This is a genomic window from Devosia sp. UYZn731 (assembly GCF_040546795.1).
GTDB lineage: Bacteria > Pseudomonadota > Alphaproteobacteria > Rhizobiales > Devosiaceae > Devosia.
In genome coordinates, this window is sequence record NZ_JBEPOL010000010.1 from 192,542 (window position 1) to 218,589 (window position 26,048).

General features: G+C 56.7%; 29 protein-coding genes and 1 pseudogene. 11 read left to right on the forward strand and 19 right to left on the reverse strand.

What is annotated here, in order from left to right; genetic code table 11:
* The first annotated feature begins 103 nt into the window (after nucleotides 1–103).
* Together ABIB57_RS22870 and ABIB57_RS22875 are read left to right on the forward strand one after the other, a co-directional pair.
* Nucleotides 104–700 (forward strand): hypothetical protein, encoded by a 597-nt coding sequence (locus ABIB57_RS22870; RefSeq protein ID WP_354043551.1) that lies wholly within the window; start codon nucleotides 104–106, stop codon nucleotides 698–700.
* 58 nt (nucleotides 701–758) lie between these two features.
* Nucleotides 759–1,100: a DUF3768 domain-containing protein gene (locus tag ABIB57_RS22875; protein ID WP_354043552.1), complete on the forward strand. Its 342-nt coding sequence runs from the start codon at nucleotides 759–761 to the stop codon at nucleotides 1,098–1,100.
* 13 nt (nucleotides 1,101–1,113) lie between these two features.
* On the opposite strand, the gene ABIB57_RS22880 is transcribed toward ABIB57_RS22875, so the two are convergent.
* Complete coding sequence (locus tag ABIB57_RS22880; RefSeq protein ID WP_354043553.1) at nucleotides 1,114–1,383, reverse strand: helix-turn-helix domain-containing protein; 270 nt, start codon at nucleotides 1,381–1,383, stop codon at nucleotides 1,114–1,116.
* A gap of 100 nt (nucleotides 1,384–1,483) precedes the next feature.
* Here ABIB57_RS22880 and ABIB57_RS22885 point away from each other — a divergent pair, with 100 nt between their 5' ends.
* The 3 genes from ABIB57_RS22885 to ABIB57_RS22895 are packed head-to-tail and all read left to right on the forward strand — an operon-like array spanning nucleotide 1,484 to nucleotide 3,546.
* Nucleotides 1,484–2,008, forward strand: coding sequence for a DUF805 domain-containing protein (locus ABIB57_RS22885; protein ID WP_354043554.1), 525 nt, complete (start codon nucleotides 1,484–1,486; stop codon nucleotides 2,006–2,008).
* The gene (locus tag ABIB57_RS22890) at nucleotides 2,005–3,099 is read left to right on the forward strand and encodes a hypothetical protein (protein ID WP_354043555.1); all 1,095 of its coding nucleotides are present in this window, start codon (nucleotides 2,005–2,007) and stop codon (nucleotides 3,097–3,099) included. Before ABIB57_RS22885 ends, ABIB57_RS22890 begins: the two co-directional genes overlap by 4 nt.
* Nucleotides 3,100–3,120: 21 nt before the next feature.
* A complete protein-coding gene (locus ABIB57_RS22895; protein WP_354043556.1) occupies nucleotides 3,121–3,546 on the forward strand; it encodes a superinfection immunity protein in 426 nt (141 codons plus the stop codon).
* Nucleotides 3,547–3,631: 85 nt separating this feature from the next.
* Here ABIB57_RS22895 and ABIB57_RS22900 read toward each other — a convergent pair whose 3' ends face one another.
* Nucleotides 3,632–4,006, reverse strand: coding sequence for a response regulator (locus ABIB57_RS22900; protein ID WP_354043557.1), 375 nt, complete (start codon nucleotides 4,004–4,006; stop codon nucleotides 3,632–3,634).
* A gap of 122 nt (nucleotides 4,007–4,128) precedes the next feature.
* Nucleotides 4,129–4,335, reverse strand: a complete 207-nt coding sequence (locus ABIB57_RS22905) for a response regulator (protein ID WP_354043558.1) — start codon at nucleotides 4,333–4,335, stop codon at nucleotides 4,129–4,131.
* Between the two features lie 213 nt (nucleotides 4,336–4,548).
* On the opposite strand from ABIB57_RS22905, the gene ABIB57_RS22910 reads away from it, so the two are divergent.
* Nucleotides 4,549–4,884, forward strand: coding sequence for a response regulator transcription factor (locus tag ABIB57_RS22910; protein WP_354043559.1), 336 nt, complete (start codon nucleotides 4,549–4,551; stop codon nucleotides 4,882–4,884).
* A gap of 110 nt (nucleotides 4,885–4,994) precedes the next feature.
* Here the strand turns inward: ABIB57_RS22910 and ABIB57_RS22915 are convergent, their stop codons facing one another.
* The 3 genes from ABIB57_RS22915 to ABIB57_RS22925 all read right to left on the reverse strand — a co-directional run bounded on the left by ABIB57_RS22915 (nucleotide 4,995) and on the right by ABIB57_RS22925 (nucleotide 7,038).
* A complete protein-coding gene (locus ABIB57_RS22915) occupies nucleotides 4,995–5,390 on the reverse strand; it encodes a hypothetical protein (RefSeq protein WP_354043560.1) in 396 nt (131 codons plus the stop codon).
* A 3-nt stretch (nucleotides 5,391–5,393) separates the two neighbouring features.
* Nucleotides 5,394–5,663 (reverse strand): hypothetical protein, encoded by a 270-nt coding sequence (locus ABIB57_RS22920; RefSeq protein WP_354043561.1) that lies wholly within the window; start codon nucleotides 5,661–5,663, stop codon nucleotides 5,394–5,396.
* Nucleotides 5,664–6,600: 937 nt separating this feature from the next.
* The gene (locus ABIB57_RS22925; RefSeq protein ID WP_354043562.1) at nucleotides 6,601–7,038 is read right to left on the reverse strand and encodes a hypothetical protein; all 438 of its coding nucleotides are present in this window, start codon (nucleotides 7,036–7,038) and stop codon (nucleotides 6,601–6,603) included.
* 316 nt (nucleotides 7,039–7,354) lie between these two features.
* Between ABIB57_RS22925 and ABIB57_RS22930 the strand changes: the two genes are divergently transcribed.
* Together ABIB57_RS22930 and ABIB57_RS22935 are read left to right on the forward strand one after the other, a co-directional pair.
* A complete protein-coding gene (locus tag ABIB57_RS22930) occupies nucleotides 7,355–7,903 on the forward strand; it encodes a hypothetical protein (RefSeq protein ID WP_354043563.1) in 549 nt (182 codons plus the stop codon).
* Between the two features lie 292 nt (nucleotides 7,904–8,195).
* The gene (locus ABIB57_RS22935) at nucleotides 8,196–8,543 is read left to right on the forward strand and encodes a hypothetical protein (protein ID WP_354043564.1); all 348 of its coding nucleotides are present in this window, start codon (nucleotides 8,196–8,198) and stop codon (nucleotides 8,541–8,543) included.
* A gap of 332 nt (nucleotides 8,544–8,875) precedes the next feature.
* On the opposite strand, the gene ABIB57_RS22940 is transcribed toward ABIB57_RS22935, so the two are convergent.
* The 4 genes from ABIB57_RS22940 to ABIB57_RS22955 form a co-directional block, all read right to left on the reverse strand.
* Nucleotides 8,876–9,388, reverse strand: coding sequence for a hypothetical protein (locus ABIB57_RS22940; RefSeq protein ID WP_354043565.1), 513 nt, complete (start codon nucleotides 9,386–9,388; stop codon nucleotides 8,876–8,878).
* A 2,335-nt stretch (nucleotides 9,389–11,723) separates the two neighbouring features.
* A complete protein-coding gene (locus ABIB57_RS22945) occupies nucleotides 11,724–12,356 on the reverse strand; it encodes a hypothetical protein (RefSeq protein ID WP_354043566.1) in 633 nt (210 codons plus the stop codon).
* Between the two features lie 92 nt (nucleotides 12,357–12,448).
* Complete coding sequence (locus ABIB57_RS22950; RefSeq protein WP_354043567.1) at nucleotides 12,449–13,021, reverse strand: hypothetical protein; 573 nt, start codon at nucleotides 13,019–13,021, stop codon at nucleotides 12,449–12,451.
* A gap of 264 nt (nucleotides 13,022–13,285) precedes the next feature.
* On the reverse strand, nucleotides 13,286–13,843 hold the full coding sequence (locus ABIB57_RS22955; protein ID WP_354043568.1) for a recombinase family protein: 558 nt from the start codon (nucleotides 13,841–13,843) through the stop codon (nucleotides 13,286–13,288).
* A gap of 142 nt (nucleotides 13,844–13,985) precedes the next feature.
* Between ABIB57_RS22955 and ABIB57_RS22960 the strand changes: the two genes are divergently transcribed.
* Nucleotides 13,986–14,453: a hypothetical protein gene (locus tag ABIB57_RS22960; RefSeq protein WP_354043569.1), complete on the forward strand. Its 468-nt coding sequence runs from the start codon at nucleotides 13,986–13,988 to the stop codon at nucleotides 14,451–14,453.
* A 580-nt stretch (nucleotides 14,454–15,033) separates the two neighbouring features.
* Here the strand turns inward: ABIB57_RS22960 and ABIB57_RS22965 are convergent.
* A complete protein-coding gene (locus ABIB57_RS22965; RefSeq protein ID WP_354043570.1) occupies nucleotides 15,034–15,906 on the reverse strand; it encodes an NmrA family NAD(P)-binding protein in 873 nt (290 codons plus the stop codon).
* A 43-nt stretch (nucleotides 15,907–15,949) separates the two neighbouring features.
* Nucleotides 15,950–16,333, reverse strand: a complete 384-nt coding sequence (locus ABIB57_RS22970) for a DoxX family protein (RefSeq protein ID WP_502914459.1) — start codon at nucleotides 16,331–16,333, stop codon at nucleotides 15,950–15,952.
* A gap of 147 nt (nucleotides 16,334–16,480) precedes the next feature.
* On the opposite strand from ABIB57_RS22970, the gene ABIB57_RS22975 reads away from it, so the two are divergent.
* Together ABIB57_RS22975 and ABIB57_RS22980 are read left to right on the forward strand one after the other, a co-directional pair.
* Nucleotides 16,481–17,386 carry a LysR family transcriptional regulator gene (locus ABIB57_RS22975; RefSeq protein WP_354043572.1) on the forward strand — a complete coding sequence of 302 codons (906 nt, stop codon included), beginning with the start codon at nucleotides 16,481–16,483 and terminating at the stop codon, nucleotides 17,384–17,386.
* Between the two features lie 166 nt (nucleotides 17,387–17,552).
* Nucleotides 17,553–18,329, forward strand: a complete 777-nt coding sequence (locus tag ABIB57_RS22980; protein ID WP_354043573.1) for a LysR substrate-binding domain-containing protein — start codon at nucleotides 17,553–17,555, stop codon at nucleotides 18,327–18,329.
* A 365-nt stretch (nucleotides 18,330–18,694) separates the two neighbouring features.
* Here ABIB57_RS22980 and ABIB57_RS22985 read toward each other — a convergent pair whose 3' ends face one another.
* The 7 genes and pseudogenes from ABIB57_RS22985 to ABIB57_RS23015 all read right to left on the reverse strand — a co-directional run.
* Nucleotides 18,695–20,953 carry a hypothetical protein gene (locus ABIB57_RS22985; RefSeq protein ID WP_354043590.1) on the reverse strand — a complete coding sequence of 753 codons (2,259 nt, stop codon included), beginning with the start codon at nucleotides 20,951–20,953 and terminating at the stop codon, nucleotides 18,695–18,697.
* Between the two features lie 99 nt (nucleotides 20,954–21,052).
* A pseudogene (locus tag ABIB57_RS22990) lies at nucleotides 21,053–21,358 on the reverse strand (GAP1-N1 domain-containing protein); the annotation flags it as partial.
* Complete coding sequence (locus ABIB57_RS22995) at nucleotides 21,351–22,280, reverse strand: TRAFAC clade GTPase domain-containing protein (protein WP_354043574.1); 930 nt, start codon at nucleotides 22,278–22,280, stop codon at nucleotides 21,351–21,353. The gene ABIB57_RS22995 and the pseudogene ABIB57_RS22990, both read right to left, overlap by 8 nt.
* On the reverse strand, nucleotides 22,277–23,200 hold the full coding sequence (locus ABIB57_RS23000; protein WP_354043575.1) for a TRAFAC clade GTPase domain-containing protein: 924 nt from the start codon (nucleotides 23,198–23,200) through the stop codon (nucleotides 22,277–22,279). Before ABIB57_RS23000 ends, ABIB57_RS22995 begins: the two co-directional genes overlap by 4 nt.
* 59 nt (nucleotides 23,201–23,259) lie before the next feature.
* Entirely contained in the window at nucleotides 23,260–24,273 is a 1,014-nt protein-coding gene (locus tag ABIB57_RS23005; protein WP_354043576.1) for a GTPase-associated system all-helical protein GASH, read from the reverse strand.
* A 15-nt stretch (nucleotides 24,274–24,288) separates the two neighbouring features.
* The gene (locus tag ABIB57_RS23010) at nucleotides 24,289–25,602 is read right to left on the reverse strand and encodes a metallophosphoesterase (protein ID WP_354043577.1); all 1,314 of its coding nucleotides are present in this window, start codon (nucleotides 25,600–25,602) and stop codon (nucleotides 24,289–24,291) included.
* A gap of 167 nt (nucleotides 25,603–25,769) precedes the next feature.
* A partial coding sequence (locus ABIB57_RS23015) for a hypothetical protein (RefSeq protein ID WP_354043578.1) occupies nucleotides 25,770–26,048 on the reverse strand: 279 nt, incomplete at its 5' end.

Genomic DNA, 26,048 nt, shown 5'->3' on the forward strand with positions numbered 1-26,048 from the left:
CAACGCGCCCCTTACTCGGGCGCTACCGGAGGGTGCGGTCGCTGCACCATCGCTGACATATCGAGGGGCCTTCGCGGCCCCTCTTTTTATTGGAGTGTACCAAATGACGACACCTGCATCGCTGTTCGAGCATGCCGCTGCCACCGCCCCAGCGACGATCCTGCTGGGGCTTGATGGCAAGGACCGCCGCCATGCATCGTGGTTCAACGCTAACGAGACAGAACGAGCCCTTGGCGCCGCGGGCCTGATGGGCATGGCGACCCTAACGGTGACGTCACCCGAACTGGTTGCCCTTGCTGGTGACCTGCCCCACGGGAAGATTTTCGGCAGCGGCAAGGCCTTCGTACCGTTCGTCAAGCAGACCCTTTTCGACAAGCTCGCAGCCCACCTGCCGGACCGTTCGGTACTCACCGACCTGCGGGCCATCGCCAGTTCGACGGAAGTCGCCGTGGCGCCGGCTGGTAAGTCGAAGAACTACCGCCTGCCAAAAGACTGGTCGAAATTCGAAGTCAACGACCTGGTTTTGGCCACCGAGGGAGGGGAGCAGGACGGCTGGTACGAATGCGTCGTTGTCGATGCCAAGGACCAGAAGGCGCTGACGCTACAATGGCGCGATTGGCAGCAGGAGCCCACGTTCGTGCGCCCTGCCGAGGAGGTCGCCCTGATGTGGACGTCAGGCAATACCGCAGCACCGAACTAGGCGTCACCCCGAGGCCGGTCATCGCGACCGGCCCTTTCCTTGCCATTGGAGCCCCACCATGTCCATGACCGCTGCCCGCCCCCTGTCACCGACCACAGCCCGCATTCGCGCCCTCAACGATACCCTGCGCCGCCATGGCATGGGTGGCCGCACGCTACTCACCCGAGGCCTATCATCTCTGCCTGCCGACGACCTTGCCGCTGTGCTGTGGGCCGTGACCAAGTTCGACGCCTTCACTGCCGACATGGACCCCTACGGCGAACACGATTTTGGCCGCTTTGAAATTCATGGCTATCGTGTGTTTTTCAAGATCGACGGTGGTGACAGCTCGCTTGTCGGTGACGACAACATTGTCGGAGCAGGTCGCATCATGACGATCATGCTCGCAGAAGAATACTAGGACCGGGCTGGTACTAACGGTCAGACGACGCCTTGCGACCCGGACGGAGCGGCTCGGGGAACTTCTCACCCTCGGGCACGACCGCAAAGAAGTCCCGAACATGGGTGTCCAGCACGCTGGCGAAGGCGTCGAGCACCGCGGTGGTAACGTTCTCCTCACCCCGCTCAACCCGACCGACGTAGGCCCGGTCAATGCCTGCCTCAAGCGCCAGTCGCTCTTGGGATAGCCCACGCCCAACCCTGAGCTTTCGAAGATTCCAACCGATCAGTGCGCGGGTATCCATGCCCGCAACAAACAAAATCGCGGCCTACCAATCGACGGACTGTTAGTCCTGGATTAAGTTTAACTCACTTCGCCTGCGCCCTTTTTGGAAACATAGCCCCATGAATGCCTATGCCGATGCCATGCGCCGATATTTCGATCTTCGCAGTCGATCAACGCGCAGCCAATTTTGGCTATTCTATCTTGTCTACCTAGTGATCTTCATGCTCGCTGCGGGCATTGATGGCGCAATGGGTCACCTCAAAGGCAATGGTCCCGCGTTTGTCATCGCCATCGTCCACCTATTTCACATCATCCCCAGCATCGCGGTGAGTGTCCGCCGCCTGCACGACATCGACCGCACCGGCTGGTGGCTATTGCTCGCCTTCATCCCGATCATTGGCACGATTGTCCTGCTGGTGTGGTCAACCACGCCCTCGACGCCGGGAGCGAACCGGTTTGGACCCAAAGCCAGCGGCTCCACAAAAGAAGCCGTTGCTGAGCCCCCGCTGGCCCGGCAATCGTCGGTTGTCCCTGACCTCGACCGCCTCGAAAAGCTGGCAGCGTTGAAGGCGTCGGGCGCCATCGACGACACCGAATACCAGATGATGAAGTCAAATATCATCAGCGGGGGAAGTGCAAAATGAACGAGGTCATCAAGCTCGGGTTTGGATCAATCCCCCGGCGTGCCGGCCTGTCGAACAAGCTCCGCACCGGTTTGATCTGTTTTTTTGCAACGGGAAGTTTGGGTTGGGCACAAACTGCCAGCGGAGCTCCATTTTCGACCGATCCGCCTAAAGCCGCCGGGCTTTGGAGGTTCCATTTGGTTGAAGAAGACGGCGGAGAAATGTGCGAAGCGTCAGTGAAACTGGGCGCGATTTCGACGGGAATTACCGGATTTCCCGGAGGCACGATGTTCGCATTCGTCGATGGTCCAGGTCTTCCGGATACACTGACCATGTCGTGGACAGTGGATGGTTCGCAACTCTCAGCACTGACGGGGGAAATTGATGAGTACTTCGGCTGGCACGAGTTCAGGGACGTAAACGCTGCGCTGTTAGGCGGACTAGCGGAAGGTTCACAGCTCGAACTTCGCAGCGGTGATGCGAGTTTTGGATTTTCACTCATGGGCGCTGGCACCGCGCTCGATCAATTCCAGAAGTGCATGACGGACGTGTCCGCCCCCGGAAAAAGCGTGATAGCCCAAACGCCGGGTAACCAACAGTCGCCCGTGCAGCTGGCACCCGGGGGAAATGATCCATCCACCGCATTAGGCCGAGCTTTGCAAGGCAGCCAACAACCGATGTTGGCGACCTACGTATGCGACATAACCGCTACGGCTTTGACCGGTTTGCTGGACATCTCAGGTGAAAATAAATCGACGAGGATGACATTGTCGGTCGATTCTATCGGTCAGCTGCACGTCAACGGCGCGACCATCGCGCCGAAATACGCTGAACCGCAGCCAAACGATGGCTCTCCAATCGCCCTTGTCGCGTACTCCGCTCAATCGGTTGCCGCGACTAGTTCAGGTGTACCTGCGGTCATGCCGGGCATTAGCGAAGAAAGCATGCAGGGTCTTCAAAGCGCAATGAACATGATGCTTGGACAAGCGTTTGAAGGGCGCGACCGCTACATGGTCATCTCCCTCGACAATGACACCGTGCAATTCTTCGACCTGTCACCCGAGGGTCAGATGGTCAACACCAGCGCGTCCAATTGCGCTCGGGTGCAGTGACGGCGTGTGGGGGCGAGGATCATGCCGAGCGACAATAGCGGTTACCTGTTTATCTTCTGCGTGGCAGCGATTGCGGGCGCGATCTACCTGATACCCACCTTTGTTGCATTCGCGCGCCGTCATCCGAACCGATGGTTGATCATGGTGATCAACGTGGCGTTCGGCGGCACCGGCATTGGCTGGTTGGGCTCGTTGGTATGGGCGTTTCAGGCCGCGCACCTCAGCGAGCACGGCAGCGACGGCGGTGAGAGCGGCATCAACCTGTTCGCCAACGACGTGGTACCGGTCGCAGTGGTTGGGCAGTTGCCAGTCCCTGACGGTCGAGACAGCCATGATGCGCTGGCCAATCGCCTGATTCAACTCAAGCGATTGCTGGATGCCGGGGCGTTAACTGACGCGGAATATGCAGCCATTCGGCAGCCAGTTCTCGATCAACTATCCAAATAGCGCCGTTCTAAACGCGCACCAGTGGACCTCATTGGCACCGTCAAGCCGCCGATAATAGTGTTGGACTGCGTCTGTTGTCGCAGAGCTACCTCAGCGCCATCGTCACGGCCTCGGCGAAGTCCTTGGACTGCATGGGCTTGCCGACGAACGGGCGACCAACATGGCGGTCGGGCAGCTCCGCGGCCAGATGACCGCTGGAGAAGATGAAGGGGATGCCACGCTCTGCCAGCCGGTCGGCGATGTCGTAGTCTTCGCCGTTGTCGGTCAGGCTAAGGTCTAGGATCGCGAATCCCGGCTTGTAGGAGTCGATTTCGACTAGCGCCTGCTCTTTGTTGTAGGCGACGAAGATGTCCGTGCAGCCCAGCTGCCGCACCTCGTCCTCGACAGCCATGACGATTAGCGCCTCGTCCTCCACGATCAATACGCGTCGGCCCGCAAGGGTGCGGATGGAGTCAGTCATACGGCGTCTCGCGATTTGGGCCCGCTGCGCCCGAATGATACGTGTAGCATGGAAACTACGCGAAATCGGAAATACCGGGCAATCCCTCTTGTCATACGTCTATCGCCTGAGCGGGCAAATTTCTAGGAAGCGCCCGTGGCCATCAGACCGACCGCGGCCATGATCATGTCCAACGGCTTGCGATGCAGCGGCACATGATTAAACCGGTCGGGGATGGTTTCGCGTGTCTCGCTGCTTGCGAAGAAGAACGGGACATGCTGCTCGATCAGCAGGTCGGCGAGTTCATAGACCTTGTCGGGCCCATGCGGTGGCCGTCTACGACAAACCACCACTCCCTACTTCGTTAAATGACGAGGTACTGGTCATCAACACGGGCTATGTACTCCTGCGTCAATCTTGAACGAGGCAGAAATCTGTCAGTTGCACCAGCGCCCCACACGATTCAGCACTGGTCGATTTAGTGCTAAAACATAGCATCAGTACCGGCCTATTCACGTCCATCAAAGGCCGCAGTAGAACCAAGAACTTTGGCGGAGGCAGGGTTGGCAGACAGTTCTGAGCTGATGGGTTTGTTGAGCAGGCGAGAAGCCGAAATCGTAACGCTCGCATTACTAGGCACGCCAAATACCCAGATCTCTATTGAGCTGCAGATATCTCCCCGAACGGTGGAAGCCCACAAGCAGGCGGCCTACAAAAAACTGGGAATACACAGTGTTAATGGACTTTTACGCCTATTCAAAGAGCCCGAAGTTTTGGAAACACATCCTTCCCCTGAAAGCCTTGCCCTCACTCAACTTGAGGCCCGAATTCGAAAGCTAGAATTGAAGGTCGCCAAGCTCACGCGACAATTGCTTCAGTCAAATAACGTCGAGCCGTGAGCAACCTAATTTGCTGTGTAATACGAGCCGCCAGCAACCTCTTAACGATTCTGATCTGCGAGTACCGCGGTCGGCCCAAAGCCAGATTGGGCATTGGAGGTCGCGTTAACTCATGCCCTTCCGAACTTCCTTCCGCCCTTCCTGACGCCGACCCACGGTAACTCATCCTTAGCCGCCACCTGCCGGGCCAGTTGCAGCCGTGCGGACTCCTCGGGCGACAACCTCGTAAACCCGGCACCTTGTGTCCCGGCATACCCCGAGGGCTTGCCAGCGTGCCCCAGCGAAAACGTAGGATGGTAGGTACCGCAGAGCGAGCAATACAGGCGGTTGGCAAGATAAAGCCGCCCCTCGAAGAAATCGAACTGCCAGCCAAGGCGCAGCGCCAGCACCTCCAACCGCAGCTCCCCGTCGTGCGAGCACAGGTAGTAGTTGGTGCAGAACGCCGTAATGGTGCGCCCGCTGCTGCGGAACTCGTCGAGCGTGGTCGCGCTGGCTGGGAGGATCATGGCTCAATGGAAGTTTCGACCAGCAGGAAGGGCGAGATGATCTTTTCGGGCCTGTAGCTCGGCATATTGATCGCGCTCGCGGGTGCGGCTGCCATGGGGGCCGGTCTTGCCTTCGTCCGCGCGGGCAATCACCGCCTCGCCAATGTCGTGCCCGTTGGCAATCTTGAGGAGTTGCGGCGTCAGGTCGATGAACTCTTTGGCGACATGGTGGATGCCTCCTGATCGGGATCGAACAAGAGAACATAAAGGGAACATCACGAGGTCGAGAGTCAATGCGCAAAACGGTAGCGAGTCAAATTTGACGGCTTGACCACATTCCGCGACAGAGTCCTTGTTGAGCTAGTCAGGAAACCGGTGGTGCGTTGGGAATCGCAGCAGTCGGTGGGCCCACTCCCAGCACTCCACCGACCGGCGATGGGGCCAACTAGTACCGAACGATTGGCACGTACAAATCACTTTCGGCTAAGCCCTTGGCGGCAGCGTCAGCACCGGGCCGATCGGCTCCGTACTTGGCGATAATACAGCGGGCACGGTCGAGTTTTATTCTGTGCCTGCGGGCGAAGACGAACAGCTCATAGGGCTGCCCGCCTGATTGCTCATCAGGTTTGGTCATACCCATAGTTACGCAGGAAACGTGTCGAAGTTGCGCCGGGCTGCCATGCCTATCCGGGTGGAACCATCTGCGCGAGTGCGGTCGAGCGAATTGCTGGATCGCTATGAGATCCGCACGTCGCCAAGCACATGGTTAGCAAACCGCTCTAGCTGGATGAGTTTGCCAGAAAGAAATTTGCGGACGATCTTACGAAGTGTTGTGGGGTCAGTGGCCAGTTCGGCGTTTTGACTGTGACCAGTCCGCTGCAGGACTAAGATCGTATTTCCGATATGGACCAGATCAGCGGCCTTGCACAAAGCATACTTGTCGGGTTTTTTCCGAGTGCTAAGCTATTCGCCTTCTCGGCATATCCCTGCCCGGCCTTGAGACGCATGGCAAATTACCCACCCAGATGATGCTTACCCTGTAAGCCGCGTAACATGCATTATGGAACGACCGCCGCAGAGCGCGTAATTTTCGATTATGGAACAAAGGGCGGCGCGGCAGTGGATTACCGCTGGCAACAAACTTGTTTCCGACCTCGACAAATTCTCGACCATTAAAACGAACTTGTACCCATGCGAAATATGGTCCGGTCAGCCGTAGAGTCAACCACAGCTATTGGGGCGGGCCGTTCTGATATGAAGAGAACGTGAGGTATATCTCCCCCTTATAGTACCCATTACAATCAAGTTTGAGGGACTGCCTTGCGAAGACCACAGCATCGCAAGTTGAATAGCTAGGGTTTGATGGGTGGTCACCAATTTCGGGTGATAGAATGAGATGCCCGTCTTTGAGTTCATACTTTAGAGTATCACCCCAGCCTTCATTTTGGCTGGTATATTCGGCTGACAATTCTCCTTGTAGGCCGCCGGAGAAGCAATAATGCCGGGACACCATTTGGATCTCGTCGGCAGGGATTTTTTCGTCCCAACAGCCTTGAAACCCGTGGGCGAACTCCTGCTCGCTGACCGGTTTGCCAAAACTTTCTCTGGCAAAAGTTGCACTGGACAGGATGATCAAGGGCACTAACAGACTAAGCAAAAATGAACGCATCGCATCCAAAATCCTGTGGTTACTAGAGCCGCGCTGCGGCATAAGTTGGCTACCCTTGGCTTACTAATGGCAGATTTCAGGGTCCTGTTGTCTACGCGCGAACGACTTAAATGGGGTCGGTAGCTACCGGTGCAAAAATCAAGATTTATGCACCGTGCTTAAAGGCCATTTTGGGGTGGTTTCCCGCCCGTCGGCTTTCGGGCATGTTCATGGACGAAGCCGACATCAGGTTTGCATCGTTGGGGACATTTCCGATACGGCCGCAAGCCCCGTTGTGCGGTAGATGGGGCGTCATCGATCCGAGGAGAGATCTGGCATGCGCATGGCGATTGTGGTTTTTATTGCCTTGGCTGCCGCTGAACCATCCATCGGTGCAGGGACCGTGGGGGCGTACCAACTCACCGCACTCGGTTTAGATAGTCGGCGGCCGATTGAGTGGAACTTGACTGCGATTTCGTCGCGCGGCGAACTCGTAGAAGGAATATGGTTCGGAAATGCAGGCGAATTCGAGGTGCTGTTGTCTGGCGCACTTGCGGCCCCTCCTAACAGCATCAATGTTTCAACCCAGTCGCCGCATTCGCGTTCGGACATCGAAAATATTTTCAATTTGGATGCCGCGCAGGGGCTCGTCGCGCCCTGCCCTAAGGACCTTCTGGCGGATGACGGCATCGGTTGTGAGGCAGTTTTTTACGACTGCCAAAGCTCGACAAAACGGTGCACCGTGATGGTCTTAACCTATTCGCGCAAAGAAACGCCGGAGTATTCCGCAATCCATTGGGTGGACCTGAAATGGTCTCTGCTAGGCTTTATGGCACCCGCGCCTAACTCTGATGTTAAGCGCGGTTCCCGTAGATCGCTGCCATAGCGAAAGGCCCCAGCGCCCCTCACAGTCACCTTCATGAATGCAGCCGATTAAAGCGTCTGCTCCCTGCAACTAGCTTGCGCCCAAGTACGGCACGCACGTCGGCTTTCGATGAACACGATGGCCATCTTGCACGACAGAAATGGGGTCGCTCGCCGACAGGCAACATCGGGGTGGGTTTCCGACAGTCCGCTTTGGATCATCATTCCACGAGAAGCAGACACCGCGGAGACGTCTTGACCATCTGCCCTGATGCCTTGCCGTAGTAGGCGGCCGCTACCGGATGAAACCGCTCATGCCCTTGCGCACGCCCCAGCCCATCAATAAGACGGATGATGAATTGGTACATATGAAGAAAAAGATAAACGGAAAATCCTATGATACTGCCTTCTGGGTGTGGATTATCAGCTGTGTATCCGGGATATTCGGTGGGTATCGGATTTATTTGGCTCGAGATTTGTCCGGGGTTATTTTGACTGTTTCCTATATTATCGGAAATATTCTGGTATTTTACCCCAGAATGAACTCCACGAAGTCTGACTGGATTGCGATCAGTGTAGGTATAGCTGTGATATTCACATGCTTTTTTTACTGGCTGATTGACGGCATAAAATTGTTTGGCATGAAAAAGGGCTCGCTGTAGTTCTCAACTAAAATCATGGAATACGTGGCCAATCAGCGTCCGTTTATACGCAATGGCAACGTCTGCCCAAACGACCGCAATCAGTCGGAAGCCGCCGGTGCAAATACCAAGATTTATGCACCAAAAATTCTACCCTGCAATTCCAATAGCTTGCACGGTGCAAAAGTCAGGTGCGGATCTGAACGCTGATCAGGTTGATTGAAATCGCCGGGTTGAGGGCGTCCGCTTTCGACTACCGGCGTCCGAAACCTGCCAGTCCGTTACCCACCCCCACTATCGCCAGTCGGCTACGAACCCCGTGCCCGTCGTTCGCTTGAGACAGCCATTCGTGTTTAGGGCGTGGGGGACTCGAAGCCTGCTGAAGACCAGTCCAGAAAAACCCAACCGGCAATTGCTGAGTATTCCGGCGTTTCTACGCGGGAGTAGGTTATGACCCGGAAACTGCACCGACTAATGGCAGGACTGCACCCGTAAAAGACGGCATCGCAGCCAATGCCATCGTCCATTAAAAGGTCGGACGGGCAGAATGCCTTCAGCGCACCTTCACTTTGCAGATGAAAGGTTTCTTGGATGTCGAGATGCGAATGCAGGCTATCCGTGGAGACGTGAATCTCAGAAGGCGGCGATACGATTTGGCCAGACAAGTGCACGACAAACTGGCCTATGTTCCCGGACCATATTTCCTCTGAAGATTGGGCGGGAGACGAAAGGACCTTCAAGTTCCACTGAATCGACTTGCCGCTATCCAAACCAAGCGCGGTCATTTCATGTGCAACCGAAGGCTGAGGGGCTATCGGCAACATGGCACCGGCTAGGGAGACGAAGACAAAAACTTGCAGGCGCATGTAACCTCCTGGCGTCCACTCCGAAACACAAGTGATGTGAGGAAGGCAGCTATAGCGCTCGCTCATGAGCGGAAACATAGCGGGTCGAAATAGCGATCTGGCACGGCGGAGTCCTCACAAACCCATGGAAATTAACACACTGTGTCGATGGCAGCATGGCCGCTTTTGACAAGCAGCGCCTCAAACCCGCCTGTCCGCAACCACCCCATAGACGCCGGTCAGCAATCGACCCCAATTCAGACGTTCGTGTTCTTAGTCCGGCTTTCTCAAAGCGGACATAGCCGTGCGCATGACGAGATGGTCTCCTCGGCCCACCTTAAAACTTTGGCCACATCGCGATCATGATTATGAACGTTGCGGGATAGGGCACGCCAAGGGGAAAGGTCAACCAGAGCCGACGCGCGTTCCTGCTGCCGGGACCGTTCGCAACGATCACGGCTACTAGCCAGCACAGGCTCGCGACAAGAGATATGGGAGGGGTACTTTCTGGCGGAATGGGGAGCAGAGTGTACCCAGCCCTCGTGTTGAAGAACGGTATCCAGACCAGCATTATCTGAAAGGCACAGATTGCCAGAACCATGAATTTCGCTGAATTCAGAACTCGCTCGCTCATCATCGAAAACACCTAAGGATTATCGCGGGGTAACCCATCCATGGCCCCGGACCGGAGAGTGTCCGGTTTGTCCACGTATCGCATAAAAGCGGACCGGCCGAAAACCACCCAAGGCCGCCGGTCAGCATGCGGCCCATCCCAGACAGTGCTAGGTCAATCGCGGCGATAGAAGAAGTGCCCTGATGTGCAATACCCAAAATCCAAGACCTAGATCCAATATTGGGTAAAATTGTAAAGTTGGACCACGCATGGTTAATTCCACTAAATCTGCTCGTCCCCCGCAGTCCGACGAAATAGTCTGGGGAACTACTGCATGCCACAGGTATCTACACACGTCCAACCCAAGGGCAACCAATACTACCGCCGCAACCAGTGTAAACATCCAATTCCAGGGGTTATTTCCTAAGCGAACCTCAAAAACGTCGGCCCCCGGCTTTCGCCTTCGAACCACAAGCATAACCGCCCCAGAAATCAGCATCGCTACCAATGCCCATGGTGCTAGGGCCAACTTTGTCTGCATTATGGGAATGCCAAGGCTATCGCATTGCCAATTGGGTGCATTCCAAGTCGGCGCGAGTTGTAGGTCGATGAGCCCGACGGGCAGCATTAGCCAAACAAACACTGAGCCTGCAATCCAGTAACCGTAGGGGTTGTCGTAGGTGGATCGCATCGCCTTGGCACCTAAATCAATAGAATGGTTTGGTTGGCATACCGCTGAGCGGTTTCACAATGCAAACCTGATGTCGGCTTGATCCATGAACATGCCCGAAAGCCGACTGTCGGGAAACCACCCCGATCATGCCGTTACTGGCTTCGCCCTTGCGACGGCAGCAGCCGACCCCATTCAAGACGTTTTGCGGTTCAAGCCGCGATACCGAAAGCTGTCACTCGCTGGCTGGACCACATAGCTCCGGGTTCGCAGGTTGAAGCGTGGCGGCGACCGGTTGCTAGGGGATGGTGAAGCGTCCACACATTCAGTCCACCCTTAAAAACCACATTACGCTGACGGCGATGACTAGGAGGGCTGCCAGCATCATCAAACACCCGATAAGCCTCGCACCCTGCTCATCATTCATTGCATACTGACTCCGCGCGCTTGGGCCACTAACAGTTGCGATAAACGATCAAGGGCCAAACGGACGAACCATCCAATTTAAGGTCAATCGTCACCGTCCAACCGCGTTGGAAGAGCGTGCGCCAACCCGGTGTGGCACAGATGGCCGGCCGCATTGCATCCTCAGCTTTCGGCAGGTACCCGGTCTCAACTACCGCAGGGCGTACATCCGCCGTAATCGCATATACCCGTTTCGCACAATCCACATGCGCTACCGCGCGCCTGTAAAAGGCATTGCTTGCTGGGGCCTCCGGTTCTGCGTGAGCTGCGAAGTCTGAAAGCCATTCGCACGCCCGCTGATTGGGTTCGGCAACCTCCTGCCCTAGAGCGATTGAATGTGAATGAACCAGCAAGGTAACTAATCCAACGGATACAATAACCAGCTTCAATTCAGCTCACCCTTCACACGACTGCCGCACCTCATGGCGCAACTTGGAAATGGGGGCCGTCTTCGCCTTCGACGATGCGAAGCCCCTCGACCGCGACATGTGTCAGCATGGTTGGCGCGTCATTTGGGCATTGGGGGATTAAGGTCCTCCAATACGCAAGTTCGGCCCTAAGCGCCGACACCTCCCGTTTGTGGTCAGGCGGAGGGGTAATAGTGATGGTCATGTAGGCTTCCCCCGCGACATAATGTGCAAGGAACCTTCGCGGTGAAAACCAAGCCTTGAGTTCCAGCGAAACGGGCAGTTCTCGGTCAAGCAAAAATTCAAGCTGCCACCATTGCAAAGCTGGCCTGAATTTATGAGCGACGCTGTCGCTTGCGCGGCTGCCGTGAATGGCCACAGGCACATCAGTAACACGGCGGTGACAACACTTCTCGGCAAGCTCATTTTATAAACGGTCACGAACTTTAGTCCCTTTTTTGCGTGTGCCTGCTCGGCGTCCGGCACTCTGGGTTGTCCGACGACGAACGCTCCCACCACTCCTCCGGCGATATGAACTAGCAATCCCGTCAAATCACTGCCACCGCCCAAGATTGTTCCTGCAGGTAAGCCACAACCGGCGAAAAAGCTGCGACTTTTTGAACTGTACCGTGGCAATCCAACGTTTTGAGTGACTGAAAAAGACTTCAAAGTAACGGCCCTTGCTACGCCGGGTATCAATACCGCACAATGGAATAACTTGTATCGGCTTTCGCGTACTTGAAGCGGACCGTCGCCTACCCACCCGATCATGCCGTTACCAGCTTCGCCCTTGCGATGGCAGCAGCCGACCCCATTGCGGTCATTGGCGGCCAAAGGGGACTTTCTCGATAGCCGCCGTTCACCGCCTAGGCGAACAGGCGCGTTCAATGCGCTGTGGATCAACTTCATGCAGAAGACGTGAGCGTTTACAAGGGTGGGTGGAGCGGATGCCCTTCATGAAATTGAAAACCTCGACGAAGAGCGATTTGCCCTAACACCCCAACGAATGCTTCGATCTCATCTGGCGCAAGCTGTGGCACGCGCAGAATGCGCTGACGCCCGTCATGAAAATTAAGCTCCAAGTTTAGGTTGTTCAGTGCAATAATCCATGGCTTTGGGCGCAGGACTACGTGCTCAATTTCGGCCCAATCGAACGTCACCGCCCGTTCGGCGACGACGTTTTGCCAAATGGGCGGCCAATTCACATAGCCCATAACGCTACTTATGTTCCCAAGCAGATAGTTTTCGACAGCCAGTTGCCCTGTTCTCCAAAGGAAGAGAAGCGGGATCGCGCCTAGCGAAGCTATGGCAACCCCGACAGCGATACAGGCACTCACCCAAAGCTCAAGTCCGATTTCCCAGCCGCCTGCCAATGTCAGGATGCCAAGCGCCAAGGCAACAATGACGACGTGCATGACTTGTGGATAGAACTTGCGAGTCGCGAGGACGAATTCACAGTCGTGTGGAGAAAAGCGGTGCTCACGGTAGGGTATCGTCATGCCATTTGACCATAGTCGCTCTGATCGGACGGAAACACGAAAGTACCGACACTGCCTGCCGAATATCAGATTTCTGCGGGGTTAGCAGCAACTGACCCCATTACGGTTTGCTGGTTCAGATGGCTGCTTTCGCACGGTCATGCTTAAGAGCGGACAGTCAAAAAGCCCCCCATCCGGGCCATAGCCCAAGCTCAAAATTACTGGCCACTTTTGGGGACGTAGAGCTGTCAGCCTGATAGACGAGATGGGGACGCGAAGCGGCGTCTAAAGCTGCTCACTCGACTCCGATAAGACTCGGTACACCTGCATACGCGAACATCCCACTTGAAGCGCAATCTCAGATGGACCTAGGCCGCTCGCGCGTAAGGCACGAACTTGATTACGGTCCAACTTCCGCTTTCCTCCCTTATATACGCCGTGGGCCTTTGCCTGTTGAATGCCCTCCCGCTGCCGTTCCTTGATGAAGCGGCGCTCCATCTGCGCCACCATGCCCAGCACCGTCAGCACAACGTGGCCCATTTCGCCCCGCGTTGACACGTGTGGATCAAGCACAGTGACAAACGCCTGCCGCTGCTCGCACTCATGGATCAAATTCAACACGTCGCGCGTGTCACGGCCAAGTCGGTCGAGGCGCGCAACCATGAGTTCGTCACCGGGTCTCAGAAACTGGATGACTGTTTCAAGCTCGACTCGTCCCTCGCGACTGCCGCCCGATATTTTTTCTGACCGCACAATCTCGCAGCCCTCAGCCTTGAGCTTGGCGATTTGAATGTCGAGGTCCTGGTCGATGCTACTGACGCGGGCGTACCCAATGCGGGCCATTTGTCACCTCATGCTTTAAGCCTGAGGGTCGCACGGCATAAATAGTCGCTGTCAACGGGGAATTATGGTGAGGCTCATTTGACGAAGGTGACGCGCTACCGCCGACGGTGCCGTGCTATATGCGCACACGACAGAGGTGTAAATGGCAGCCGATCCATCAACAATGACCGACCCGAAGCGTATCCGAGTGCTCATGCAGAACGCGCTGGACAGAAACGAGGAAGGTCTCGCCCGCTTGTGTCTACGCCGCATCTTCGAATTGGGCGGAGCGGAACACCCTGACCCTTTGGTTAGGCGGCTCTGGCAAGTGGTGACGGCATACGAGGAAACACTCAAGATCAAGCTTGGTCGCGCACAGCGCGAAACTCGGGTGCGAAAGAAGATCGAGACCAAAGGTCCTCTCGTCGCGCTGGCGGACTGGGCGACGGCCAAGGACGTCACGCCGGGATTCTTAGCCGTGATGAACGCTGGCATGGCCGAGTTCACAGGCGAGTATATTGTACTGGAATACGCCGACAGTTTTGATGACAGCGTGGTGCAGGCCGCCCGGACTCGCCTTGAGGGATTTGGCGTGAGCCTGCCCAAGGGTTGGCGCTCCAGACTAACCTAGCGGTTTGATGGTGTGGTTCGACCAGCGCAGCGGCACCCAGACAGCGCGTCGTCGCCCTAATTTTGGCCGGGGCAGTAACTTCAGGCTTTAGGCCCATCGAGAAGTTGTCACATCGCGCGGCCAATAGGCGTGAAGTTACATGATACTGGCCGCACCTGTTACGTCACGCGAGGGTATGCCCTGACGTGACAGGGCAACCTAGCCCTGGCTGAAACTGCGTTTGGATGTCGGCTTCACAGCCAATTCAGCTATAGCGCCTGGTGCAGGACTCCGCCGCGCCGTAGTTACATCCAGCCTCCGGCGATAACGGAAAGGGGTCGTTTGGAGACCGTCGCCTGTGGGGTGGGTTGCGCAGCTTTCGGAGCTGGCATCCTGGGAAGCAGCCATCGCTCGTTTGACGGGGGACGAGCCGAGAACGGTTCGTCCGCTATGAAATGAAAAGACGCGGATAGAGGACATTTGGCTTACCGGAGATTCAAGGGCAGGCGGGAGCGGAGGCGCTTCGCGTTGCTTTGAACTTGAGCGCTGCCCGCGACGCAGAAGCGGGCAGCCTCCGTCTCATGCCTGACCCGTCGCGGACTTACACCTTGGCGGCGTTCTGCACAGCCTCGAATACAGCACGTGCGGACGTCGTGCCCGCTACGTGCTCCGTACCCTCGGCTCCCAGATCCATCCATCCTGCATTCACGGCGTCGTACATTTCTTCGGCAGCTCCGGTGTGGCCCTTCGGGATGCCGAGCTGCTCGAGCGCTTCTACCCACCCTGCACGCGGGACCGCGAAGGCTTTCACGTCGAGCTTCATGACTTTACCCAAATGCTCGGCGACGTCATCCGCGCTGACCATCGAACCAAGTTCGATAACGCGATGCCCTGGCCAGGCTGGCCCGGTTAAAAGGGTTGCAACCTCCGCGCCGATGTCGTTGGTCGCGACCATGGTCGTTTTCCGGCTTGTCGGACTATTGTAGACTGGCAGCATTCCGCCCTGGGCGACATGCAAGCCGTAAAGGAAATTTTCCAGGAATCCGCCTGCGCGCACAAAGGCGACTGGCGACTTCAGGTCGCGAAAACCTTTCTCCAGAAGCGACAGCGCGGTGATCATCCCGAGCCCGCTGGTTCTGTTGGCACCCATCGACGAGAGCGCGACCACTCGCGCCGGCGCCGCCTTGGTGAGCGCTGCGACATAGTTCGCAATCACCCCCTTGGCCTCTTTGTAATTGGGCGAAGGAGCCCAGACAGAGGGCACCATGACAAATGCGCCTGCAACGCCTTTGAGCGCTTGCTCGATGGCTGCAGAATCGTCCCAATCGCCATCTACCAGCTCCACGCCCTGGTTCGCCCAATGGGCCGCCTTTTCGCGATTGCGGACGAGCGCGCGTACCTTCTTGCCTTGTGCCAACAGATGCTGTGCCGTTGCACCACCGACTTTTCCGGTAATTCCCATGACTAAGAACATGCGTATTCTCCTAATTTTCAGGGCAGACAATGGCCCTGTTGGTTCAATGAATAAGTGGCAGAAGGGCCCGAATACGGGGATCGCGCAGATAGAGGCCGCCCCATGTCATGGCGCCCAGAAGCAGGGAAATAAGTTCCGGCGGCGATCCCAACTCGCCAATGCGGACATGGGCGCAGATCGCGCCTCCCAGAAAGCCAGTCACGAGGATCGCGCCGAGGACGGCGGTGGCTGGAATGGCGTAAAGCACGGCGCAGACGAGTATGATCGGGCCGATGATACGGGTCAGGTCCAGCGCGAGCCCGGTTTCCTGCAACATGCTTGCCATCTGTGCCGGCGCGAAAAGCTGAATGGTGCCGTCGACCACCAGAGCGATAACGACAAGCGCGCTCATTATCCGGCTGGCCCACAGAGCGCGATGCAAGGTCATGGTTTCAGGCGCTGATGTAGTTTCGGACACTTCTTGTTCCCCGATTGGAGCTTCAATTTCGGAGCTTACTGTGTCTCTCAAGTGTGATAAATACCGACAAAACCAACGCACTGTTCCCTTTTAAGGGAACAGTAACGAGGGGCCAAAATGCAGAATCTCGACCCCATCCTGATATTCATAACCGTTGCAGAAATGGGGAGCTTCACCCACGCGGCCGAAAGTCTGGGCATCCAGAAGGGGAGGGCCTCAACGGCGGTCCGAAAGCTGGAAGAAGATGTCGGCGTCAGGCTCCTGCACCGGACGACGCGTAGCGTGCAGTTGACGGAGGACGGACGCGCATTTCATGCCCGCGCCCGAAATCTGCTTGCTGAAGTCGATGACCTGCACTCAATGTTCGCAGGCGATCGCGTGGCACTTCGCGGGCGTTTGCGGGTCGATCTTCCGACCGAGGTGGCGCGCACGACGATCGTGCCGGCCCTGCCGGAATTCATGGCGGCTCACCCCGAATTGGAGCTGGAGGTGTCGAGTACGGATCGGCAGGTCGATCTGGTTCAAGAGGGGTTCGACTGTGTATTGCGGCTTGGACCCATAAAGGATGAGACGTTGATTGCCCGCCAACTCGGCCTGTTGCGCATGGTCAACGCCGCCAGTCCCGCCTATCTGGCGCGCTATGGGGTCCCTCGATCGTTGGAAGACCTCATCCGTCAGCAACATCGGACAGTTCATTTTTCGACAATGCTGGGCGCAAGACCCCATGGATGGGAATATCCGCACGGCGACAGCTACGCGACGCTTCAGTTGCCAGGTGCGCTACACGTCAACAGCGCCCAGACCTACGAAGCCGCTGCCCTCGCTGGCCTTGGCCTGATTCAGGCGCCACTCTTGGGAATTGGCCCTTACTTTGAGAGTGGAGCCCTTGTGGAGATCATACCCGATTTTCGTCGTCGGGCGATCGCCGTGTCCCTCGTCGTAGCACATCGGAGCAATCTGTCGCGCCGCGTCCGCGCATTCATGAAATGGATCGAAGATGTGCTGACGCCGTATCTGGAATAGCGCGACGAGCATCTTCGTCCGGCCCTCGAAATCAACATTCTGAAGTTATGTCTGCGGTCGGCGGCCCGCCAGTCCAACTGAATGCGACACTGAAACCGACGATCTTTGAAGTTCGGCATGAGATATCCTCAAGCCTTCACTGCTGTCCCGTACTCCATCGGGCCTGGTGCTGACCGATGCGGGCCGGACATTTCTGCAGCACGCTCAGGCAGTCGACCAGGCCTGTAGCCGTGCCCATGATGCCATGGCAAGTCAGAGGCCCGCCCACTCCGTGCGCCTGCGTGTAGGCGCAACTGACGAGCTTGGAACCAATCTGCTGGCGCCCCTGGGCCTGCATTTCACGCAGAACCGTCCGGAGATCGCGCTCGATCTGCAGATCATGCCGAAGTCGAGGCTGTTTCTGCCGGATAGCGATCTCGACTGTATGATCTGCGCCGGGCTGCCGGCGGCGGAAGAAGGCGCCGATCTCATTGCCCGCGGCTTCGCTCGCTATGTCAGTCGCCTCTATGCCTCGCCTCACTACATTGCTCGGCGGGGCATGCTGACCAGCGTCGATGATTTGCCATTGCATGATCTCGTGGCCAATGCGGCGCCGGTCGGCACGGTGAACTGGCACCTCACCGATGATGCGACGCAGCGCCTCATCGAGCCGTCCGGGCCTTTGCATACCAATGACAACTGGGTCGCCAAGGTGTGCGTCATCCAAGGGCAGGGCATTGGATTGTTTCCGGAGTTCTTTGCCCGGGAGCACGTGCTGGCCGGCGATTTGGTTGAGGTCTTGCCGAACTGGCATACCGTACCCACGGCCATCAACGTGTTGCATCATGGCCATCGTTTTGCGAATCTGCACATCCAGGAATTCATTGCCTTCCTGGTGGCCGATTTCGAGGGGTTCTACCACTTTCCCTATCGCAGCGGCGACATCCTGCGCCGCGCTGGCTGAGATCAGATAACAATGGACACCTCGCGCTGTAGACGCGGGCTCTTGGTCGCTGGAGGCGCAGTTCAACACCTAAAGCGGATTGCGTTTGGCGCGCTCAACTCTAGGCGAGACTGCGCACGTCCGCAGTGCGCCCCATTTCGGTCGCTCACGCGTCGGAAGTCAGTTCCTAAAAGCGGACATCGCCTCCACTTGGCGGAGCGTCCAGTTCGGGACGACGGGAAGCGGAACGTCTGTGTTTATCAGTCAGAGTGCGAAAGCTGACATAAGGGCTCACAAAGCCTTGGGTCGGCAACCGCATGAGCGGCGAAAAATTGACAGGTTACGACATTGAACGGCCGCAGGATCAGCTTTTGGCAGCCGGAAGTTCAATCCCATTCATTGCTCATGTCCTTGCGCTTGAACTGCGCGACCTGCTCCCGAATGTCTCCAAGCTCCTGCTTGTTCAGCCTGTCGACGTCGCTGATGGCCTTATCGAGGTATTTTTTCCCTCCCTTAAGTCGCGTCAGCCGAAGGCAGACACGCTCAAGAATCTCTGCGCGGGCCGCTGCAAGAAGAAGGTGCGCAGGTTGCCAACCTGAACTCATGAAGGCTTCCACTAGGCCATGACGTGCGGGCTTAGCGTGGTCCCAGTCACCTACCACCATTCTTGGCAAGGACATGATCATGCCGATGAGGCCATCCCTTTCCTGCTGGTTTGCCTGGAGGAGTTCACTGTAGACACCCGGGAAAGCCGCAGCGATAACTTCGCTCACCGGGGAGCGCTGCATCTCCATCGTCGTCGACAAACAGATCGCTGCGGCCCTTATATATGCCGAATAGGCGGTACTACGCGCTTCCCAGAGCAACGCCGCCCACGATCCAAATGCCTGCTGGTCGAATTCTGCGACTTTGCGTCTGCTCAACCGATCCGAAAGTTCATCAATATGAGCTTCGACCGCTTGGCGCTGGTTTGCAGGCAGCCTGTGCAACACTATCAAATTCCTGCCAACGCGGTGTGTGGCGGCGGTTGGGCTGGTGGACCACCACAAAACTTGCCGGGCACCGACCTCAGCAAACAAGGTGGAAACGGTTTTTTCCACCTCGGGGACTCCTTGATCGGATTGGCTGAGAGCCTTCTCCAGTACCGATGCGACCAGGTGGGCGCGCCGCTCTCCTTGAGGAAGATAGAGCAAGGCAATCTGGCCGTAGTGCATTACCTCGCCGGCAGTGGCGGCTCCTAGCAACAAGACCCGCGCCAACTGGTCGGCGCCAGTGCGGGCATCGCGACTAAGAATCTTTAGGAGCTTTTCGCGGACATGCTCATCGCGTTGCGCTTCGATTATCTTGAGATCATCATGTGACGTCATCACAGCGGCAAGTAGCTCGGTTGATCGTCTGGCCGCGATGTCTGCGGTGAACAGCCAATCGACGTCATGCGGCATGAGGCGCAAACTGCGGATCAAGACACGGTCTGCGTTCTCGCCTTCAAACTCCTTCGCTACAGAATTTCGTACGATGTCCATGGTGGCATCATCCTTGACGGCCCCAATTATCGGCCCGTCGATCTCCGGCACTGCTAGTTTCGTATTTCGGAGGATTTTCGAAATCCAAGCAGGCAATTCCTCCGAGCTGGCGTAGGCAAGCAACGCTGGAACAAGCGGCGCGAAAGCTTCGCTATCGACTTCGGGCAGCACATTTGCAGCTCCCCTATTCCGCCATGAATCCTCGCCCGCGTGTAGAAATCCTGCCAACACAGACTGCGGCAGAAGGCGCTCTCGAATTTGTCGGGCCAGCCCAGATGCAAACGAAGGCAAGGTCGCTATCAAGAACGCGCCCACCCGTGGTGGAAGGTCTGCGGACACGTGAATTGATCCACTATCCCGAAGACCTTCTCCAATTGCGGTTACGAGATGTTCAGGCAATTCGCCAGGAGCCTTCGCCAATTGGGACACGAACGCGACAGCTTCGGCGGGATTGCCTCGAGTAAGAGAGGCAGCATGCCGCCGAACCACGATGTCCAACCCTGACAGTTCGGGCCGGTTAGTAAGCTTGCCTTGCATGGTCTCCAGGAAACGCCAGGCCTCATGAGCCGGAAGTTCCCTCATCGCCGTCGCGACTCCACTCGCGATCAAAGAACCAGCTGTAGGCAGGGCGCGCTGCGCTGCTCCTGGCTGGGTGTTTAGGATATCAAGCATGCCCAAGGCGGCACTGGGCGTGTTCTCCACTTTTTCGGCAAGTTCGCTCCACAACAGCGACTTTCGAAAAAGCGCCTCGTCTCCGCGAGTATCTTGAGCAAGCAGGTGCAACGGGTCCGCGTTCGTAAGCGAAGGCGTCGGCGCTGCAAAAATGGCCTGCGCCAATTGCAACGACCACCTGTGTCGAGCAGGTTTCGGCGGGTTGAGGTCGATTTTTCGCCCGTTCCATTCCGAGAACCGCGAGCGAGCGGTCTTAGGTGAAAAGAGCAGATCGAAGTCCCGGCCGCCTATTTTGCGTGTGCCTAGCGCATAGGTGCAAAGAGAAAATGCGCCGCGGAACGACGGCCAGAAGGCAGTCAGAAGCCTTGTAGCGACCAAGTCCGCATCGGCACTTTCAAAAGCAACTATCGGCTTGCGCGCCTCCAGGAAAAGCGCCTCCACAAGTTCCATCCCCCAATGTCCACCGATTGATGGCATAGGCCGATGTCCCGTCGGTATCGGGAGAGCCTCAAGTGGCTTTTCGTCATCGAAGGGCGTCAACAAAGCTATGAGCGAACTCGGGTCTGAAGCGTACTCCCAGATTTGCCGTGATAGAATGAGGCTTCTCGTCAGCACGCAACCGGCACGAGGTGCGTCCAGGTCAGGCCATGTTCGGGCAACGACTACGTTTGTGCCAGTAGGCAGCGGATAGACGGTCAGGTAGGGTGGTATGGTTTCACCCGGCCTCACCTGCCCCGACAAATCCGATAGTCGGTCAATTACGTCCTGGTCACTACGATCGAGACGCAGCGTGCTACCAAGCAACTGGTGGCCCGCGCGATACCCATGCTTCTGCTGGTGGATAACATCATTCATCGTCGAACAGTGGATCGACGACCCACGCGACCGGGAGCGTCAGATCTGCTTCCTCTTGCATTCCGCCCAGGTCAAAAGCCACAAAACCCATTTCGTCTACGTCCGCTTCAAAGAATTCGGCTTTGAAGTGATCATCCTTGAAATCGCCGCCCACGACACTGACGCCGTAACAGCGCACGTCCAACGACAAGCAATCTATCAACCTCCCGGCGAAAAGCGGGTACTCGGCCTCCAGATACGCCTCGGGTCCTTTGACGCGCGTTTCCTCGTCCAACAAATCCCAGGCCGTAATCATGATCGCTACACGCGGCAAGCCGTCATCCCCTCTGAGGAGAGTTTCGTCCAGGAAGCGAAGCAGTTCGCAAAGTGCCACCTGAGTGGGCACCTTCAGGTCCTCGTTCACTGCATCGTCGTCGGAATTGAAGGCGCCAGCTACCGCTGGATCGGCATCCGCTTTCACAGCAGGCGCGAGGTGCATCAACCAATCAGGCGTGTTTACCCAGTCGAGAGAGGAAACATTCGCTTCCGACTGGACCCGAACAAATAGCAATGCGCCCGCAGAAGCTTTCAGTGCATCCATCCATGGCTTTGCCACGTCCCCCCGTTCGATCGCCCCTTTCCAAAGCTCGCCTGACACATCCGGCACTGAGATGGTTACCTCATCGTCACTCGATGCGCCGGCACGAACCATAGGGATCTGAAGTTGCTGATCAGACGGATGGTCGCTGACGTCCGTGTGTGGGGCAAACTCACCCTGAAGGATGAATTCCATCAGGCTCTCAACGTACTTGATGTTTGTAGGACTGCGTGGCGCGACGAGAGCACACTTGCGTGACTTTAATGCTCGCCAAAGCCTGACCAGATAGTTGGTCTTGCCTGAATCCGGGCCACCGAGCAGCACAATGGAGTGACCAGCAGTCATAGGTCCGTCCCCCGAACCGACAAATTTATGGCCCTGACATCCCCAGATGGCGGTTCTGCTTCCGGCCACAACCGATAGGCAGTTTTCTCGGACCCAATCGACATACTAACCAATTCAGCAATGCCAGTGCCGGGCGATACCGGATTACCGACGCTGGCGAACGACGCTATACTTTGGATCGCTACATTCAGGCCCAGGTCCGCCGCATCTTTGAGCAGAATATTCGTGGTTTTTTGACTGATCGATCCCTTGTCAGCGCGCGTGATGACAAGAATGATGCGAGGAAGGTTCGGGAAAAACTCCTTCAAACGCTGGAGATAAAGCTGCGTTCGATGCAGGTACAATTGTCGCGTTGCCGGCGTGGTCAATTGTTCGCCGTCGACCATCAGCCAGATGACATCTGCACGTTCCAGAAACGCCAAACGTTCGTGTCGGCTTTCATCGACCATGGCCTCCGACCATTCGCCTGGGAGGTCGGGCAATAAGAAATCGACAGGCCAACCATCATCTTTGCTTCTAATGCGCAGGTGTAAAAAGCCTGCCGCTCGGTCGTCCTTGAGTTCAGTGTGAGCAGTCATCTGCTCGGGCGGGGCGGCCGCCCAGCGGCGTGCTCCGCGACTGATTTCATCCAGCGCCATCAGGCTCCGGCTATCAGCGTAGCGGAACCCCTCCAGCTTGCCATGGGAGAGCTTGAGATAAAGGCTTACCAAGGCGGCTGTCTTGCCCGAGTCAGGGGCGCCAACGATACCGACCATGGTGCAGTACCGATCCCCCATGATGAAGCTGAGATTATCCTCGGCAAGGGTCGTGCTCGATCGGAACGAAGGATTACCCTCAGGCTCAGCAAGCAGCTCCTCACCTTCTGAGGCGTCAGCCTCTTGGCCAGAGTGGTACGGACACTGAGAAACCTCATTGTTCAATAGGCAAACGCCCGTTGTGCTAACTGTGCACCCCTCTTGGGAGCAGTCGTTCAGCATGATCAAACCTCATGCTGATTGATGAGGCCGAGAGCCGTTGCTTCAAGCAATGCCCGCACGGTCCAAGCCTCGACGGATTGCAGGTCCTTGGATGCAGACTTAGGCGCCGATCCCGAGAGCAGCGAGCTCATCACAGGAAATATCTCCGGATTGGTCCTGGCCGTGGAGGCGTCCGGAATTTTGGTCAAGATGCGCAGACGATCATCGCCGACAGCAGCGATAAGACCAGCCAGAGAAACAGGCTCCGCCGCTCTGATCCTACGCAGTACAAGGTGCTTGTGAACGTCAAGCGGCATGCGGCGAAGGCGTGCCCCACCGTCCAGCCCGAAGGCAATGGCGGCCGAGTACGCGCTGGCTTCGTCATAGAGGCCATCTAGAGCGCTGCTCCACTTAGTCACCGACCACCACAAAAAATCGATTTCCTCCCGATCGACGACGGCGTTCCGATTGAGCCGTTCGACCGACGCCCTCAGGTTACTCACGACTTCGCCCAAGTTGGTATTTTCGGGCTTTAGCGGCGCACCTAGCGCCGGTGCCTTTCGCTCGCGAGCATTTTCGGCGCCACGAGCGACATAATCACGAGCTGCGTGCAGAACTTCGACGCGAAGGGCCTCTATACGGCTCTCCTTGTTCGGCTGCTGAAAGGAGAGGCCAAGCCACACGCCTGCGGAAAGAAAATTTAGCCGCTCAATTATGCCTTGTTTTGTTCCGCCATCGATGGCCCCCAACATCGCCAGAAGTGCGATTGTCGACAGTTCTAGATCCCGTCCCTCTCGGACAAACGCCGGAGATTGCTTCTTGATTGATGCGGTGGCTTCTTGCGCCAGCTCCTCAGGCAGCTTCTTGTCGAATTTTGCCGCGGCAACGAGATTGCTGGCCATCTTCATCAGGCCATCGACATCTTTGGGTCCGGTTAGTTTGCTCGCCAGGTCCTTGATCGCGGCGGTCCGCTTAGGCACCAACTCGTCTGCAGGCTTCTGATCAAAAATCCGAATGTGTTGAGCGACGTCTACCATGTTCCCCCCAAAGTCTTAGTTGTCTACGGCGCGCCCAGTCGAACGCCCAATCTCGTCTTCCAACTGCGCAATCCGGCCATCACGAACCAGCTTATCGACGATCATGCGCTCCATTGCCTGGTTCATCCCGCCGGTCCAGTTCGGAGGTAAAGCCTCCAACCTCACGAATATCTCCAGACGCTTTGCGGGCGTGAGGTCTCTGAAGAACCGCAGCAATACCAAGGCAAATCGTTCTGGCACCGTCGACTCCTCGACAATCACGATATCATCCGGCGCAGTGGCTTCGTCCGCTTCCCGAGGAATTGAACCAACTTCGGCAGGGCCTAGGCGCTCATTTTCGCTAGCAGCCCGGTAGTTTGGAGACCCCAGTTTGAATGTGGGGCCATTACCACCAAGGAGTTGAGTATCGTCGACAAAATCTACATCGCCCTCTGACCAGGTCCGTGGATGGATGGTGACAGTGAGCGCATCATCGTGTTCGTCCCAGTCGAAGGTCAGGATATTATACGTATACCGGTACTTTTCACTGGCTTCAGGTGGCACGGCTGCACCAGACGCTAAGTACATTATATCACGACCCTCCTTCACATTATCAATGCTCATGGAAGGCTCATGTTCATGACCGGTCATCAACACCCTTGCGCGATTTCGGATGTAGTTACGGGCAGTTTTGGAGTCCTGAAACCAGTTTAAGGGGTGGTGGCAAAGCACCACGAGCTCTTCACCTTCGTTGTTGGATAAGACGCGCTGCCTAGCGCCCAGCACAAGGTGACCCTCTTTTTCCTTTGCGTAGCAAAGCAGCGCTGAGTTCAACCCAACGAATCGGAGGGTCCGGCCCGGGGCCAACGTAAAAATCTTGTTGCTGGCAATTCCACCAGCCTTATCCAGAAAGCAATTGTAACCTTCAGCAAAGCTCCAATAAGCCGAAAGCTTCCGATACAGCGCTTTGCAGTCGTCTTCGTTCTGGAGAAACCCGTCGAGTTTATCTTCACCCTCAACAAGGATTTTGTAGATCATCAACATGGTGCCATCTGAAATATGGTCCCGGTCAATGTCGTGATTTCCTGGAACCACTTGCACTTCGGTCTTTGAGCAGCGCACCGCTGATGCAAGATCGTCAAGCCAAACACCTGCCTGCTGAAATTCCTCCGGCTTGCCGGCATAAGCGACGTCCCCGGTGACAATGATACCCGTGATGTCCATCGCCTTCGTCTGGCGCTTTGCATCAGCGATCAAGCAGGCTTTGGCATCGTCATGGGTCTTCCGCACCCCGTCGGTCTTTTCCTGTCCGAAATGAATGTCGGAGAGATGCACGAATGAAAGCGACATTGGGAACTACCTAGATCCAGTTAGGCTGTTTTAAAGAAAGCCGATTCTCCAATTACATCCAATGTTCCATTATTTTCTGGCGTGTATATTTACCGTATTCGAACTGGCGCTCGTCAGCATAATTGATCCAGGCAGACCTTGTGCGTGCGGCCGTCGGGCGGAGATTGTCAACCGTTCGGCTCGCCGTCGTCCTGCTGGCCGTTCGAGCTTCCCAGTCCGACAGACCGAAGCGCACATGGCTTGAACGGAACGTGCTGACCATCGGCCACTTCAATGGTCCAATGTTGCGGCCGTGATGCAGCCAGCATCCTGAAAGATTTGAGTTTGTCTGCTTCGGTACAATGACCGCCAAAAGATGGTGTATCGCGGCGGCTGCGGCGGGATCTGGGATCGGGAAGCTGCAGCCCCTTCATGTACGATGCTTGCGAGGTCACCCCTGACCTCGG

What these genes read in the sequence shown, in the direction of transcription:
- ABIB57_RS22885 (WP_354043554.1), top strand. Translation starts at nt 1,484, where the DNA reads ATGAATGCCTATGCCGATGCCATGCGCCGATATTTCGATCTTCGCAGT.
- ABIB57_RS22900 (WP_354043557.1), bottom strand. Translation starts at nt 4,006, where the DNA reads ATGACTGACTCCATCCGCACCCTTGCGGGCCGACGCGTATTGATCGTG.
- ABIB57_RS22970 (WP_502914459.1), bottom strand. Translation starts at nt 16,333, where the DNA reads ATGACCTTGCATCGCGCTCTGTGGGCCAGCCGGATAATGAGCGCGCTT.
- ABIB57_RS22950 (WP_354043567.1), bottom strand. Translation starts at nt 13,021, where the DNA reads ATGACGATACCCTACCGTGAGCACCGCTTTTCTCCACACGACTGTGAA.
- ABIB57_RS22960 (WP_354043569.1), top strand. Translation starts at nt 13,986, where the DNA reads ATGGCAGCCGATCCATCAACAATGACCGACCCGAAGCGTATCCGAGTG.
- ABIB57_RS22870 (WP_354043551.1), top strand. Translation starts at nt 104, where the DNA reads ATGACGACACCTGCATCGCTGTTCGAGCATGCCGCTGCCACCGCCCCA.
- ABIB57_RS22875 (WP_354043552.1), top strand. Translation starts at nt 759, where the DNA reads ATGTCCATGACCGCTGCCCGCCCCCTGTCACCGACCACAGCCCGCATT.
- ABIB57_RS22890 (WP_354043555.1), top strand. Translation starts at nt 2,005, where the DNA reads ATGAACGAGGTCATCAAGCTCGGGTTTGGATCAATCCCCCGGCGTGCC.
- ABIB57_RS22940 (WP_354043565.1), bottom strand. Translation starts at nt 9,388, where the DNA reads ATGCGCCTGCAAGTTTTTGTCTTCGTCTCCCTAGCCGGTGCCATGTTG.
- ABIB57_RS22915 (WP_354043560.1), bottom strand. Translation starts at nt 5,390, where the DNA reads ATGATCCTCCCAGCCAGCGCGACCACGCTCGACGAGTTCCGCAGCAGC.
- ABIB57_RS23010 (WP_354043577.1), bottom strand. Translation starts at nt 25,602, where the DNA reads ATGTCGCTTTCATTCGTGCATCTCTCCGACATTCATTTCGGACAGGAA.
- ABIB57_RS22965 (WP_354043570.1), bottom strand. Translation starts at nt 15,906, where the DNA reads ATGTTCTTAGTCATGGGAATTACCGGAAAAGTCGGTGGTGCAACGGCA.
- ABIB57_RS22985 (WP_354043590.1), bottom strand. Translation starts at nt 20,953, where the DNA reads ATGGAACTTGTGGAGGCGCTTTTCCTGGAGGCGCGCAAGCCGATAGTT.
- ABIB57_RS22975 (WP_354043572.1), top strand. Translation starts at nt 16,481, where the DNA reads ATGCAGAATCTCGACCCCATCCTGATATTCATAACCGTTGCAGAAATG.
- ABIB57_RS22935 (WP_354043564.1), top strand. Translation starts at nt 8,196, where the DNA reads ATGCCCTTGCGCACGCCCCAGCCCATCAATAAGACGGATGATGAATTG.
- ABIB57_RS22955 (WP_354043568.1), bottom strand. Translation starts at nt 13,843, where the DNA reads ATGGCCCGCATTGGGTACGCCCGCGTCAGTAGCATCGACCAGGACCTC.
- ABIB57_RS22925 (WP_354043562.1), bottom strand. Translation starts at nt 7,038, where the DNA reads ATGCGTTCATTTTTGCTTAGTCTGTTAGTGCCCTTGATCATCCTGTCC.
- ABIB57_RS22880 (WP_354043553.1), bottom strand. Translation starts at nt 1,383, where the DNA reads ATGGATACCCGCGCACTGATCGGTTGGAATCTTCGAAAGCTCAGGGTT.
- ABIB57_RS23005 (WP_354043576.1), bottom strand. Translation starts at nt 24,273, where the DNA reads ATGGTAGACGTCGCTCAACACATTCGGATTTTTGATCAGAAGCCTGCA.
- ABIB57_RS22930 (WP_354043563.1), top strand. Translation starts at nt 7,355, where the DNA reads ATGCGCATGGCGATTGTGGTTTTTATTGCCTTGGCTGCCGCTGAACCA.
- ABIB57_RS22895 (WP_354043556.1), top strand. Translation starts at nt 3,121, where the DNA reads ATGCCGAGCGACAATAGCGGTTACCTGTTTATCTTCTGCGTGGCAGCG.
- ABIB57_RS22995 (WP_354043574.1), bottom strand. Translation starts at nt 22,280, where the DNA reads ATGACTGCTGGTCACTCCATTGTGCTGCTCGGTGGCCCGGATTCAGGC.